Below are 15068 nucleotides of genomic sequence, written 5' to 3'. Positions count from 1 at the left end.
GCTTGCGAATACAGGCTTACTTTGACGAAATTATATTATATATATACAAATTGATTTCATTTTGTTAAAATCCTGGCTCTTAAAAACTAACTAATACTATGCCTTCTTCTAACCCCATCCCATTGCAAAGTCATAAAAATATCCTTCTATTGGCTCTATTAATTGCTGTGTTAATTTACCTTTTAGAAGGGCCATTAGCGTCGGGGGCTTTTCTTTCGACGATAACAATAACTGCTATTCAGAGTAGGAAAAAATGGGATTCTCTACTTAGAAAAGCAGTAGAAGCAGAAGATAGCTCTGCTTTATCTGAATTAAAAAAACAGCAAATAGAGCTAACCTTTGAGCAAAAATTAAAAATGCTTTGTAACGCATATCATCTTGACAAAAAGGAGTTCATCTACTGGCTTGAACAACAACAATTTAAAGTTAGCATATCCGAGATTTTCTCTATTTTTAAGCAAAATAAGGACAAAAATTTTTTACGACTTTGTATCGAAAGATTCTCTTCCTTGCCATCGCAAGCCTCCCTAAGAATCGTGTTAAAAGAGCTTCTCGTTAGCAATGACCATATTCCTATTGACAGTTTATTGAATATCTATCCCAAGGAGGTTCTTAAAGGACTAAGTAAACTCTCTCAATATAGAAAAGAATTATTAGATTTTATTGTTAGGAATAAACATTGGCTAACAAAAAATAGCGATATTGTATGGGGGATTTTTCCTAATCTTTCCTCACCATTTCCATATGATCTATATAGAATATGTTATCCAGAGGATAGGAGAGAGGTTGCAATCCTTTTATATGAACTCAAAAAATCTCAACCTAATAAAGCATTTTGCTTAATATTAGTGGATGAACTGGACACAAATATAACTGCCATTACTGACTTAGAAAAAATAATTAAAAAGGCACTTAAGAATAAACAGGAAGAGATCGCGATATATTTGATCAATAGAATGGGACCTATTTTAAAGAGAACACCAGAATTAGCTAATTCTTTATTATTCGAAAATGTCCGTAATCCGATGATAGCGGAATTACTCATCGCGAATGGAGCTGATGTTAATTCTATGAAGGATGGAGTTAGTGTAGGAGAGCGTGCTATTAGCTGGCCCAGAAAAAGGCGAGAGAGTCAAAATGCACTTAACCTTTTACTAAAGCACAGAATCAATCTGGCTCAGGAAGTAAACGATAAACCACACACCGCTACCCGCATGACTTTGTTAGGATTTTTGCCTTTTACGAATTTAAAGATTAAATCTAGCTTAGAACCAGAACTGCATAAGGCAGTGGAAGCAAATCGTTATCAAAAATTCATAAGTCTTTTTTTAGAAATACCTGGAGAAAGCCGTTCAAATGAAAACCTATGTCATCATTCTTACATGCAAGATTCCTATGTTTTTTGGAATTTTTTATTAAATTTATACTTTAAGATGGAGGGGCAACCACATGGAGTTGCTCCTGCTTCAAAAAATCAATTTTTAGATTGCTTGAATAATTGCTTAAAAAGACTCTATACCAAAGAAGGTGATTTTGACTCGGTAATTACTTATGACTGTTATCAACAATTTCAGCCAGTCGTACTTCCCGTCATCCTTTCGGGACGGTCGCATATTGCAACCGTAGGATTTATGAAAGTTTCACCTAATTTTCACGTAAGTGTTGAAGCAGATCGTAGTGACGAAAGGCACGATTTTTCAGTGTTTATAAGTCGTCCTCATGACCCTGCCCAATTCAGCAAATATACTGCTACTTATTCTAGGCCTCTCCCGATTGCATTCTGGCAAACTCATAGCTCTCCATCTATCTTTTATAAAGATTTAGCTCCTCAAACAGGAGCCTTTTGTCCAGCTATATCGGCAAAACATGCGTTCTTTATTGCTCATTTTTTATCTGTTGTTAAACAACAAATAGCTGGATTAGAGGAATCCACAATTGAGCGTAAATTATCCGAGATTTTGAACAATAGCTATAAAGTGACTACTGAGTGGTTCAATCAATTTTTTATCTCGGTCAAAAGAATGTTGCTAGAGGGTTATCAGCAACTTGACTCTAAATACATTAATTATGATTTTTTAGCTTTAGCTGAAAAGGCAACAAATATGGAAGAAGAAAAATTAATTTCTGAGCAGTTTCCATTAAGTATAAAATTGAGTTAAAGAATTCACTCGCCCCACCCTTCTGTTAACCAATCGGAAATCAATAAAATTATTGAGGAAGATGTCAACAAAGTTATGAAGGCCTTGGGAAAATAAGGAGAATATGATGAATCTTTGTTTGATTTACGTTCAAATATCATACAAGGTGAAATTTATCCGCTATGCTTCTTATTTTTCATAATACATTTTTTAGATACCGTTGCCATACACTCAATCTCAACACGTGCATTTAATGCGAGTCCAGTGGCACCAAATGCACTCCGGGCTGGGTACTCTCCATTCTCAAAATAAGAAGCATAGATTTCATTCATAATAGGCCACTCACTCATATCTGCCATCATTACGGTACATTTAAAAACATTGCTTAAAGAAGAACAATTGGCCGTCAATATTTGTTTTATATTTTCCATTGCTTGACGAGTCTCAGGTTCAACTCCTCCTTCCACTAGCGGAGGCTCACCTGGTTTTACACTTCCAGTTTGTCCAGAGAGATATAAAATGTCGCCAACTTTTTTTACATTGGAAAATGGAGGATTAGCTGCTTGGGCAACAGACAGTAATAAAGCTAATAAAAAATATAATGTACCTTTCATTTAAAAATCCTTTTATTTAAAAGAATCATACATGCTTTGTATGCATAGAGTTTACTATTGGCAAATTTTGCATTGTTATCTTATCTGTAATATTTAAGTCATCGTAAATCGCTTGACTAAGTTAAGTAAATGTAAAATGACTACTGGTTAATGCAATCACCTCACTGGTCATCCGAAATAAAAATACACGCGGAATCATAGAGCATCTGCAGTAAAGACGCGGAAAATTATAGGCCACCAATGTTAGTACAATGCCCACTAAAAGACAAGCCATCGGGGACGAAACGCCGATTTCTCAAAAAGAGTTTCGGCAAGCGCATTCCATTGCTTGTCACACCCCAAAGTAAGGTGGTTCAGATATTTGGATAGCAAAATATCAACCTACGAGCATGTTGAATTAACCTCAAGTTTGCTTAATGAATTTCTCTATCTTTAAATTCCTGATAACCAAAACCAGCCAAGAGTGTTTGTACCGCGGTTTTGCCCATTTCTTCTTTTGGACAAAAGTCCATAGCCACAGCAAAACCTATCTCTTTCATTGATTCATTCCACAGAGGCTCGTTATTTAAAATAGGTTTTATCTTTCCAATAAGAGAGTCCAAAAACGTATCATCTACCGAAAGCAATTGCTGTTTTTGGGGATTTTTGATCAGCATTTCTTTTATCGTTACATAAAGTGCGTAGTTTAATATGTATAAAGCAAATTCCTGTGACTCGTTTTCTTCATCCAGACAAATCTTCTGCTCGGGATTGTAAAAATGAGTGAAACGATAATTATCGGGATAAAATTCATGTTCAATAAAGTCCGTTTGTTGTGAATAACTTACTTCGCTGCGAAAAATGAAGTACTGTTCGCTCTGGGAATGAAGAGCGGAAATTTTAAAGCAACCTTGAAAAATACAAGGTTGTTGATCCCAAATAGTAACCAATATTAATGTTTCAATATTTATATCAATACTACTCATTTCTAATATTTTATTTCCAAATCTAAAATTAAAAAAATGCAACTTTAAAAAGGGATTTTTATACATCGTATCCTTTTATATTTAGCATTTCACTATCAATTTAGTCTTCATTAATTGGCACGACTTGTTGTATTTTACCACTGAAGCGTGCACCCAAGGTTAAAATATTAGGAAATTGTTTGATTATAGGTAACAATAAAAATCGAGTCCGGGGGGTCATCATGGCTAATTGTGCAAAAAATGAAGCAGCATGGATACGACCGCTAAAATATTTACGCCATTGTTTCGTATAATATGCACCAGCATCATCAAAATAATTCATCCCTTTTAGATTGTTCCGTTTAAATTTAATGAAACAGTGTGCAAGTAACCATGCAGATTGCATGGCCATACTAATTCCTTCAGCTACAATAGGATGTGCTTCACCGGCACTATTACCAACGAAAAAAACACCATCCTGATAACAGTTACGCATGCCAGGTTTAATTGGTCCCGCGGCCAGCCAGCTTCCCTCGCGCTCAGCACACCGAAGCACTTCCCTAACCCCGCGACATTGCTCCAATAGGTATTCATAAACTGTCTCCCCTGCTTGTATACCTGGATTTTTCAAGCGCAAATTATGCAAAACATCACGACGAATGCAACACGAAAGCGTTACTTTTTGCTCCGTACTATGAACCATTCCGCCATATCCACCAGGGAACGCCAGTAAAGGCATCAGATTAATAGGTAAATTGGAATTTTTAAAATGTGCTTTAAATGCCAATAGATCAGAGGGCTTATGTATTTTATCTTCAGATTGGCCAATTCGTTTTTCCCATGAGCCATTTGCAACTACAACCAGAGAAGCTATTATCTCTATTGTTTTATTATTTTCTTTTACAGAACAGATAAATGATCCCTCTGTAGAACGATGTAATGACAGTGCTTCACAAGGTTGCCAAACATGGACTCCCTTTAATTTGGCTTTATTCATAAGTTCTGTATCAAGATACTCTCTGGCGAGCGCCCTTCCCCATAAATTTTTTGATGTTTTAGATGGTGGCATATTCGCAGTTAATCTCACATCTGCAGCGTATAAGCCGACTTTTTGTATGTCAGGACCACCATGTGTCAAATAGAACTCTTCCATTCCAAGTTTTTGCAGTAGAGATAAGCTTGAAACGGATATAAATTCACCACAGACCTTTCTACGAGGAAATTCTTTTTTTTCGACCAGCCCAACTGACCAACCTGCTTCAGCAAGTAATAATGCAGTAGTTACGCCGGAAGGCCCTCCTCCAATGATAAGCGCATCCAGAGTCATAGGTTTTAATCCATACTATTTTAAAATAAGAATACTCCACCAAAATGGGAAGCGCCATTTGATTTGATAATTTTTAATGCGTGCTTGTTGCAATAAAAACTCTAATTCTTTTCTGGTAAAACTCTTTTGAATCGAAAGCAAACCATCATGGGTGATAAGTCGGTTACGAAATAAAGGGCTGACCATTTTATAAAGCCAATAAGCAATAAAATTGCGGTGCAGATCATTGATTATCACAGCCTTACGCGTTGTCTCTTGGGCTTTGATTAAGAGCGTGATTAGTTCCTCATCATCCAGATGGTGACAAACCAAATTGAGCAAAATGATATCTATATTTTCATTGATTTCGAGTTCTGGCTGCAGCTGCAAATGAAACTCGACCAAGGTACTTCCATTCTTTAGTTGCCATTCCTGTGCTTCTTTTTCTGCGAGTTTAATCGCTTCTGTAGAAATATCTAACCCCAACATACGCATGTTAGGGTAATATTTACTAAGATTTAGTAAGAATAAGCCACCGCCACATCCAACATCCGTCAATACTGAATTAGAGGGAAATTGTTGAAGCAAGGTGACTGTACTTTTAAAAATACCCATCAACTTATTAATTTTAAATAATTTTTTTAGAGATTGTGTGTATTCTTGGGGTGTATAAAAATCAGGACCTAGATCAATGATTTCCTTTTCCTTTGATCGTATTTTAAATTGGGTCATTTCATTTTGATAATTAATAAATTTTTATTTTGCATTGTATACTTAAATATTGCAATTAATGCTTTAATGCTTTAAATAAATTCGTAAGCGATAGCAAATTTGTTTATATTGAAGGAGATATTTTAAAAAAGGGAAAAAATGCAATCAAAAATTACTGCAATTGGAATAGCAACCCCTCCATTTATGCGAACACAAGATGAGATCGCGGATCTTATTTCTATAGGATTTCATCTTGATGTACTACAAAAAAAAGTGTTGAAAAGAATTTATAGATCCTCCGGAATTGAAACCCGATATAGTGTATTAACAGACTATTGTAAACAACCAGGAGAATTTGAATTTTTTCCTAATACTCCAAATGAAAATTTTCCATCCACCTCACAACGAATGAATTTATATAAGGATCATGCCCTTAATTTAGCCATAATTTCCATCGAAAATTGCTTAAATAGTATTGAGTTTGACAGGAGAAAAATTACTCATTTAATTACAGTCAGTTGTACAGGGATGTATGCTCCAGGAATTGACATTGAAATTGTACAAAAACTTAATCTATCCACATCTGTAAAACGCACGGCAATTAATTTTATGGGCTGCTATGGAGCATTTAATGGTTTAAAAGTAGCCGATGCATTTTGTCAAACAGAACCCAACTCCAATGTACTTTTAGTATGCGTCGAGCTTTGTACAATACATTTTCAAGATACCTTTAATATAGAGAATATCATTTCAAACGCTATTTTTGCTGATGGAGCCGCAGCAGCCTTGATTCAGGGACAAACCAATTTACCCAAATGTTTTAATATAGAGTCCTTTTATTGTGATTTAGTCCCACAAACCAGCCAGGATATGGCATGGACCATTACAGACTATGGATTTGACATCATATTAAGCTCATACGTACCTGAAGCAATTGAATCTGGCATTTTGATGTTTACGGAAAAACTGTTAAAGCAATCTAATTATTCTTTTAATGATATAGATTATTACGCAATTCACCCAGGTGGTATCAAGATTCTACAAGCCTGTGAAAAAGCCTTAAAGATTACCTCTCAAGACAATCAACATTCTTACGATGTATTAAGAAACTATGGGAATATGTCCTCGGCAACAGTATTATTTGTTTTAAAAAATATTTGGAATAAGTTAAATAGACAGGATGAGGCGAAGCATATTTTTAGTTGTGCTTTTGGACCGGGCTTAACCTTAGAATCCATGATGCTGAAAATACAGTATAATTAGTTTTTATTCAAAATACCTCCATCTAAATCGTCTGAAAAAGATAAGAGAGAGTTCAATGACAGCCCAGAAGCTATGGAGTCTATTTGTTTTAATCTGTTTTTTCATCTATAGCTACTCAGGTTATACCAAGTCAAATAGCATTCAATTTTTCTATTCAAACAACAACCAAATTATGGATATTAAAACTGCTTATCAGCGCTTAACCGGTAAAGTGCAGCATGAACTCAAAAAAATGCCATTCGCATATTACAACAGCAGCATATGGAATTAGGCGAATTTAAAAATGCGCTTGGAACATATATCATGCAAGGGACCCAACAGTTTACGGCAGAAAATGCCGAAATTTTTTTTGTTTCGCCATTACAGAAACTGTCTCTCCCAAAAACCATTTTCATCGCTTCAATTTTAGCAAAGCAACTTGATCAGGAAAGTGTCGCTGTTTTTATTCCAAACAATACACACACCACTTCTCATATTAAGCTCATTTTTATTTGCAATAATCTCCGGCTCAGTTAATTCATAAGCTCCCTGCTTCATTTACTCAGACATTTACCCTGAACTTAAAGCATATACATTCTGGTTTTGATTCAGCTGAAGTACACTCCTCAATCGAATGGCTTGGTAGTAATCTCAATAGTTCGGTGATTAAAAATATTTTTCCTTGCGATAAAGTACTATCTAATCATGGTGAAGCATACATGGTTTTTAATACAGGGAAATATCAGAAGTTGTAAAAAAAAGATATCGAAAAAATTCAAATAGATAATTATTCAAACATCTATTCAAGCTTGCATATGCTATTTTTTTGACTATTCCTATTAAATAGCCATTGAATTAAATTATAAGTTCATTTCTTAGCTTTGCTGTTGATGTTACATATTGGTTTGTTACAAATGATTTTTAACTTTTTGAGGAGAAAAATCATGAAAAAAATAGTATCAATTTTATTTTTAACAGCTGCTTGTTCTTCAGTCTATGCTTTGAGCACTATAAGCACTATTGTTTCATCTTCCGGCGGTTCAGGAACAAGTACCAGTGTCACGGGAACGAACACCGGGGCTAATACGGGAACGAACACCGGAGTTAGCACGGGAACGAACACCGGGGTTAGCACGGGAACGAACACCGGCACCAACAATAATATGAATAACGGGATGAACACCAATAGCAGTACGAGTACAGATTTGAATAATGGCACTAACACTGGTAGTGGTACTGATAATACAAGTACTACCTATTAAATTGCTGGTGAGGGAAATAGTGTAACTCGGGGAAAATTGCAAACCTCCCCGAGTTACAATATCTCTATTTCGATGTATGAAATAGGATGTTCTTTCTTCTGATAGGCATTGACATATTAACCCTGCGGTTTTTCATCTTTGCTTATATTTTCATGATATTGTAAAGCACAGTCAGGACGGCAATGTTCTTTATATTTTTGATAAATAGTAGAAAAGATCTCATTTTCCATATTATTCTTAAAATATTCAATTGCATCCTCATCACCATAATGTACTGCAAGATCAAGCCAATCAAAGCCAGCCTGCCAATCACGCTTTAATGATTTAGGGAACTCTACCTCAATATCATCATCCATTTCTTGTTTTAAGGTTTTAAGATCAGCAAAACCAATAAGTGCCAGTTCAAATTGAGCACTCGTGTAACGCTGTTTCCCTGGAGAAATCTCTATAATTCGCTTTGCTGTGATTAAGGTATTTTGTATATACTCATTAAAAGTAATACGTTGTTTAGCAGGTTTAAAAAATCGTTTCATTTTGAATTTAAAAAAAAGAATTAATTATGTACACAACATTTTCAATTGTAAAACACTTTTTGTTCAAATTTACTATAAAAGAAACTACCCAACATTTTTAGGGAGATAAACGTGACAAAAAAAGTATGTGTTATTGTTGGAGTTGGGCCAGGAAACGGTGCTGCGTTCGCATCTCGTTTTTCCAAAGAAGGTTACCACTTGGCTTTATTAGCACGTTCCAAAACCTTTACTAATGAGCTCGCAGATAAACTGGGAAATGCATACTCTTACGAATGCGATGTGGGCCATAGTGATTCCGTAGAGAAAACTTTTAAGCAAATTCAACAGGATTTAGGAGCAATCGATGTCATCGTCTACAACGCAGGCTTAGGCTTATGGGGCAATATAGAAGAAATTAAGCCCAAAGATTTTGAAGCAAGTTGGCGTGTTAATGCATTAGGGTTACTGCTCGTGAGTCAGTGTGTCATCCCAAAAATGAAGCAAAATGGCCGCGGCAAACTGATTATCATTGGTGCAACTGCGTCAAAACGTGGAGCGGTTAAAACTGCAGCATTTGCACCAGCTAAAGCAGCACAGCGAAGTCTTGCAGAATCAATGGCTAAATATTTAGGCCCCATGGGAATTCATGTTGCTCTGGTTATTATTGACGGTATTGTTGATCTGCCTAAGGCCAGAGAATATATGCCAAATAAACCTGATAGTTTTTTTGTTAAATCAGATGATGTTGCAGATACGGTATTTTGGTTAACACAACAAGCTCCTTCTACTTGGTCATTTGAAGTAGAGATTCGTCCTTTTGGTGAAGCTTGGTAGTGCATGGGGAAAAAAAATTAGCCAATTTTAGGCTATTTATCCGTATTCTTTTGCACTAGCTTCTGCCTCATGATTTTCTATCTACTCGTATTATTTGTTGCTGATTATAAAATTGCACGAGACGAATAATGGCGGTTATCGTCACCAGTAAAGTAAATAAACAAGCAAGAAAAATAAATGCATGGGGCCATATCATCATAGCAATAAAAAAAGAAAACGCTTCAGCACGCTCCATAAGACCGGGACTATAATGAAAACTTTTTTGAGATTGATTCTCTGTAAAAATACCAACTACTAAAAAACTGGTGATGCATAAAAGCATGCTGCCTAACATCAACATACACCAGAATCCTCGCTCTTGAGGCGCAACAAACCATAAGGCTAAAACAACCACAAATTCTACTAATCGATCGATCATAATATCTAATACCGATCCCCAATTTGATGACTGCTGGTTAAAACGTGCTAATGTCCCATCTAACGTATCGCAATATCCAGATAAAAGCAGTAAGCAAATTGCCACAATTTCTTGATGAGTGATTAAGGCCGGGAGAATCAGCATACCTAATAAACCTGATAGCAAAGTAATTTGATTGGGAGTTATATGATGTTGCAAATGATTTGCTATTGGATCAACCAATATTTGCTGATAATGCTTCCTTACATACTGTTCAATCATAATTATCCCAATTTTTGTAACCATCGAACTAATGTTCGTGTTTTATTAGAAAATAATTTAGGAGTGTAAAATGCTCCAGCAACCCGTTTACTTATTTCACTTAATGTAGGATATGGAATGATTGAATCTGTAAAAGTTCGTAATGTCTTTCGTTCCCGTATTGCCATAACCCAAGGTAAAATAAGTTCTCCTGCATGAGGACCTACAATAGTTACACCTAAAATTTTTGCCTTTTTATTGGTAATAATTTTAATTTTACCCTGTATGTTTCGTTCTGTTTGCGCACGATCATTATCAACAAAAGACCATTCAGTAATTTTAAGATCCGGCTGTTTTAATGCATCCGCTGCAAGCATCCCTACATGCGCTAATTCAGGTTCGGTATAAGTAACCCAGGGAACTGCCCGATAATCAACTTTAGCTGGTATTTTGAATGCAAGATGACGCAGAACAATTCCAGCCTGGTATTCTGCCATATGGGTAAATTGATAGGTCCCTATCACATCTCCAAGAGCATAAATTTTTTTATTGGTGGTTTGCAAACGCTTATTAACTTCAATACCTTTAGATGTATATTTTATCTGAGCTTTATCCAAATCCAGGTCGGCAACATTAGCTTGGCGTCCGGTAGCGATCAGCAAATGGCTCCCAGTAATTTCTATATGCTCCTTTTGATAGCTAAAAGATACAGTAATCTTGGAGTTCGAATGAGATTTTATTTGCAATTCTTTAATTTGCTCATAAATGGCAATATTCATCGCCTCCAATTGGCTACGGACTACCTCAACACAATCAGCATCATCTTTAGGAAGAATCTTTAATGCCTCTAAAAGCGTCACCTCAGACTCGAGCATGGCAAAAGCCTGAGCTAACTCACACCCGATTGCTCCGCCGCCAACCACAATTAAGTGTTTTGGTTTTTCTTTTATAGAAAATATTGTTTCGTTAGTAAGGTAAGACACTTTATCCAATCCTGGAATAGGAGGTATTAAGGGAGAAGATCCCGTTGCAATTACAAAGTACTTGCTTTGAATCACTATATCTCCTACTTGTAACGTATTAATGCTCAAGAATTTCCCGGCATCTTGTATTACTTTTACACCCAAAGCTTCAAAACGCTGTACAGAATCATGTTCAGCAATATTGGCAATGACTTGATGCACGTGGTTCATTACTTGATGAAAATTAATAGTCAACTCTTTACCCTTTATTCCTAAAGATTCCGCGTGCTTTGCATAATAAAAAGCTTTCGCTGCAGCCAATAAAGATTTGGATGGAACACAGCCATAATTCAAGCAATCCCCACCCATTTTATTCGATTCAAGTAACGCAACCTTGAGGCCCAATTGAGCACAACCCGACGCAAGGCTCAAACCAGCTGCCCCACCGCCAATAATGGTCAAATCATAGTTTATTATCTTATTTTTGTTGGTACTTTTCTGTTTACGAGGGCTATGAGTAAAAAATTTATAGATCGGTGCTATTAGAGAAAGAGCAGCCAATGCCAATAAAGATCCCAATATTTGCGGCTCAAAAATAATATGAAGGTTAGGAGTTTGATTTGCAGCAAACACATGACTTAATCCATTGCCGACCATTACATAAACTACGGTTCCAGGAATGATGCCGATCAGTGTTGCCCCTATAAAAGTTTTAATATTGACATCCAAAAGCGCAGGCACAATATTAACAACCCAAAAAGGAAATAAAGGAATTAAACGCAAAGTAAGTAAATAAGAAAAAGCATTGTGTTGAAATCCTTCCCGCATGCGGCCTACCCACCCTGATGCCCTTTGAGCCAACCACTCTCCTAAAGAGGTACGGACAGCCAAAAAAATAAGCGTGGCTCCTATTGTGGCACTTATGACGACAAAAATAGTGCCCCAAAACACTCCAAATAAAAAACCACCAATCAAAGTGAGATAAATCGCTCCAGGTATAGAAATTGCAACAGACAATGTATAACACGCAATAAAAAGGAAGGAAGCTAAAAAATAATGTTTGGTAGTCCATGAAGCGAGTAAGGCACGATTTTCTTTTAATGCTTCAAAACTTAAATACTTATCGAGTCGAAAGCTGAAAAAAAAGATCAATAATCCAAGCAGAATAGTTAAGGGTAACCAATGACGAACTCTTATTTTTTTCATGAATGCTTTCCTTAGCACATCGCGTCTTATATAGCCTGGGTGCAGTGTGATATCACTGCCATAATGACTATCGACTTCTCTCCTACGTTCCGCGCTTCATGCGCGGAATCCAGGAATCCCACGAAACCACTGGAACCGGGAACAACCGCTTAGCTTAGGAAAGACACTTAATTTCTTTACTTATTGGTATGAAACAAATGCATAACCCGAAACTATTCGAATCATTACATTGCCCAGTTTCTGCCACACCCAGGTTCTACCATCTATAAAATTTCTTTATAATAATATATACCTTTTATCTATTTAAGCCACGGTTTAATCAACTATCTAATTGAATATTAATATCCCGTGCATCGGATTGACCATGATCATCCACGATTCTAACAACAAATTTTCCAGGCTTTGCTTTCCATAAATAAGGCTCACCGGCTTTAGTTTTTGCTATAAATGTTTCATTGATAAACCAGTATAAATGAGCAACACCGGCGTCAGTCACTGCAGTAAGGGGAATGGTATTATTTTGTTGCGAATCAACACGAACAATATAGCTTATACCATTTTGTGGTGAAGTAATATGTGGATGAATACCAGGATTGCCAGATAAGATGCAATCAGATTCATAAAATGGTGGGACATGCCTTTGTATGCCGGCCTTCTTAAAAATGCTCAATAAATCGGAGGGCCAAAACTCGAAAATTTCAAAACGTGTATTTTCATCAATATGACACGTTCGTAAACCTGTTTTACTATTAATAGCGACTTCTCGGTAAATTGTATCGGCAGTTATTGGGGATTTTCCAGGAATAAACCAGCTCCACTCAGTATCCTGGCAATAACGCGTAGGCAACATTCCGGAAGCTTTACATACCTCTACTTTTTTCAGATTCATCTGTTCAGGGTGTTTTTCTAAAGCATGTATTGGACCTCGCTCATGTTTTAATGCGTCAACCAATTCAAAAAATAAGGGGGCAGCAATGTCTTTGCCAATAAATGCAGGATTCGCTTTATTATCAAAATTTCCTATCCATACTGATAATACATAAGGACCAAATACTCCAACTGTCCATGCATCACGATAACCTGATGAAGTTCCAGTTTTCCAAGCCACTGGCAAACGAGACCATGCTTTGGAAACATCATCCAGGCGAGGTGTATTTTTTAGCATATCTAATACAAGATAGCTTGCCTCTGGACTTAGCAAACGAATACCTTTAGGTTTTATTTCATTTTTTAATGTTCGAATAGGATACCAAATCCCATCATTAGCTAACATGGCGTATAGACCAACAAGCTCCTTCATTGTTAATTCCACACCTCCCAAACTCAATGACAATCCATAATACGACTCAGATCGTAATTGACTGATTTGAGCCTTTTCCAATAACTGATGCAATGTTGGATTAGTTAATTGGCTGGCAAGATAAATTGCGGGAATATTCCGGCTCAAGACTAGAGCATCTCTGGCTTTAATGGGCCCCATAAACTCATAATCAAAATTCTCCGGGTTATAACCATTAAAACCATGAGGGACATCTTTTAAAACAGTATCAGGGTGAATTAACCCTTGATCCAATGCCAGTCCATAGATAAATGGCTTCAATGTAGAGCCAGGCGAGCGTTTCGTTTCTGAGCCATTAATTTGTCCACTAATATTTTGATTGAAAAAATCGGCCGATCCTAACATTCCTTTAATGCCCATATCTCGAGTATCTATGAGTAAAACAGCTGCATTATTTACTCCTATGCCTTTTTTTCTAGCGAGATAATGATGTGTAATCCGCTCAATAATTATTTGGATACGAGAATCCAATGTTGTATCAATGCTTTGCTTTTTCGTTTTTGAATCAGACAAAATTTCGTTTGTAAAATGTGGTGCATCAAAAGGAAGCATATGCGTATTTTGCATTACCAAAGGTAAAGCAAACATGCCTTTTTTATTGAAGTCTTCTGGATGTTTATTTAACCATCTTCCTAATAAGTGCTCCCTAATTTTTTTTAATTCTTTATTATTAGGAGTTCTTTTACCAGGATTTTGCGGAATGATGCTTAACGTCAAAGATTGTGGCAGCGTAATTTTATTTACAGATGTACCAAAATAAACCAAACTTGCAGCCCCTACGCCTTCAACATTTCCGCCATAAGGTGCCAAATTTAGATAGGCTTCCAAAATTTCCTTTTTGCTGTAGTGCATTTCAATTTGTATGGCACGAATAATTTGTAATAACTTCCCTGATATTTTTTTTGAATTCATTCCATAGCGCATCCGGGCAACTTGCATGGTAATTGTTGAGGCACCTATTCTCCGTGATTGTGCTCCATAAGTTTGCCATACTGCTTTTAGTGTTGCCCAAGGATTAATACCATAATGCCAATAAAAGTATTGATCTTCTTGTAATAAAGTTGCTTCAATAAGCTGCTTAGATATCTGCGATAGAGGAGTAAATAGTCGATATTTCTCATCCTTGCTTAATGTCAACCTTAAAAGCTTATGATGCTCATCGTAAACCGCTTTAGAAAAGCTTGTCCCTTCTAATAATATAGGTTTGGGTAAAAAAAATAATATTAAATAGGCACTGACAAGGAGTGTAATAAGAATTATGCTTAGTTTTTTAAATATTTTGTTCATAGTCGCTATTATGCACTAAATAGAATAAAATATACGCAAAAAATTTTCTCCCA

12 protein-coding genes are annotated in these 15068 nt (G+C 36.2%); 4 read left to right on the top strand and 8 right to left on the bottom strand.

Features of this window, described 5'->3' with window-relative positions; all coding sequences use genetic code 11:
• The first annotated feature begins 149 nt into the window (after positions 1-149).
• Positions 150-2159, top strand: a complete 2010-nt coding sequence (locus FOLKNPGA_RS09365) for a hypothetical protein (RefSeq protein WP_182349665.1) — start codon at positions 150-152, stop codon at positions 2157-2159.
• A 152-nt stretch (positions 2160-2311) separates the two neighbouring features.
• Here FOLKNPGA_RS09365 and FOLKNPGA_RS09360 read toward each other — a convergent pair whose 3' ends face one another.
• The 4 genes from FOLKNPGA_RS09360 to FOLKNPGA_RS09345 form a co-directional block, all read right to left on the bottom strand.
• On the bottom strand, positions 2312-2752 hold the full coding sequence (locus FOLKNPGA_RS09360) for a RidA family protein (RefSeq protein ID WP_182349664.1): 441 nt from the start codon (positions 2750-2752) through the stop codon (positions 2312-2314).
• Positions 2753-3165: 413 nt separating this feature from the next.
• The gene (locus FOLKNPGA_RS09355) at positions 3166-3717 is read right to left on the bottom strand and encodes a hypothetical protein (protein WP_182352817.1); all 552 of its coding nucleotides are present in this window, start codon (positions 3715-3717) and stop codon (positions 3166-3168) included.
• A gap of 100 nt (positions 3718-3817) precedes the next feature.
• Positions 3818-5023, bottom strand: coding sequence for an NAD(P)/FAD-dependent oxidoreductase (locus tag FOLKNPGA_RS09350; protein WP_182349663.1), 1206 nt, complete (start codon positions 5021-5023; stop codon positions 3818-3820).
• Between the two features lie 15 nt (positions 5024-5038).
• Positions 5039-5734 carry a methyltransferase domain-containing protein gene (locus FOLKNPGA_RS09345; protein WP_182349662.1) on the bottom strand — a complete coding sequence of 232 codons (696 nt, stop codon included), beginning with the start codon at positions 5732-5734 and terminating at the stop codon, positions 5039-5041.
• Between the two features lie 138 nt (positions 5735-5872).
• Here FOLKNPGA_RS09345 and FOLKNPGA_RS09340 point away from each other — a divergent pair, with 138 nt between their 5' ends.
• Both FOLKNPGA_RS09340 and FOLKNPGA_RS09335 read left to right on the top strand, forming a co-directional pair.
• The gene (locus tag FOLKNPGA_RS09340; protein ID WP_182349661.1) at positions 5873-6976 is read left to right on the top strand and encodes a type III polyketide synthase; all 1104 of its coding nucleotides are present in this window, start codon (positions 5873-5875) and stop codon (positions 6974-6976) included.
• Between the two features lie 923 nt (positions 6977-7899).
• Complete coding sequence (locus FOLKNPGA_RS09335; RefSeq protein WP_182349660.1) at positions 7900-8217, top strand: hypothetical protein; 318 nt, start codon at positions 7900-7902, stop codon at positions 8215-8217.
• Positions 8218-8333: 116 nt separating this feature from the next.
• On the opposite strand, the gene FOLKNPGA_RS09330 is transcribed toward FOLKNPGA_RS09335, so the two are convergent.
• Positions 8334-8750, bottom strand: a complete 417-nt coding sequence (locus FOLKNPGA_RS09330; protein ID WP_182349659.1) for a hypothetical protein — start codon at positions 8748-8750, stop codon at positions 8334-8336.
• A gap of 111 nt (positions 8751-8861) precedes the next feature.
• Here FOLKNPGA_RS09330 and FOLKNPGA_RS09325 point away from each other — a divergent pair, with 111 nt between their 5' ends.
• A complete protein-coding gene (locus tag FOLKNPGA_RS09325) occupies positions 8862-9563 on the top strand; it encodes an SDR family NAD(P)-dependent oxidoreductase (RefSeq protein WP_182349658.1) in 702 nt (233 codons plus the stop codon).
• Between the two features lie 67 nt (positions 9564-9630).
• Here the strand turns inward: FOLKNPGA_RS09325 and FOLKNPGA_RS09320 are convergent, their stop codons facing one another.
• From FOLKNPGA_RS09320 to pbpC, 3 genes are all read right to left on the bottom strand, one after another.
• Entirely contained in the window at positions 9631-10242 is a 612-nt protein-coding gene (locus tag FOLKNPGA_RS09320; RefSeq protein WP_182349657.1) for a CDP-alcohol phosphatidyltransferase family protein, read from the bottom strand.
• Between the two features lie 2 nt (positions 10243-10244).
• Positions 10245-12389 carry an FAD-dependent oxidoreductase gene (locus FOLKNPGA_RS09315; protein ID WP_182349656.1) on the bottom strand — a complete coding sequence of 715 codons (2145 nt, stop codon included), beginning with the start codon at positions 12387-12389 and terminating at the stop codon, positions 10245-10247.
• Between the two features lie 319 nt (positions 12390-12708).
• Positions 12709-15015, bottom strand: coding sequence for a penicillin-binding protein 1C (pbpC, locus tag FOLKNPGA_RS09310; RefSeq protein ID WP_182349655.1), 2307 nt, complete (start codon positions 15013-15015; stop codon positions 12709-12711).
• Positions 15016-15068 lie beyond the last annotated feature (53 nt).

Origin of the sequence: Legionella sp. PC1000 (assembly GCF_014109805.1) — a bacterium.
Lineage (GTDB): Bacteria > Pseudomonadota > Gammaproteobacteria > Legionellales > Legionellaceae > Legionella > Legionella resiliens.
This window is presented reverse-complemented; position numbering and strand designations above follow the sequence as displayed.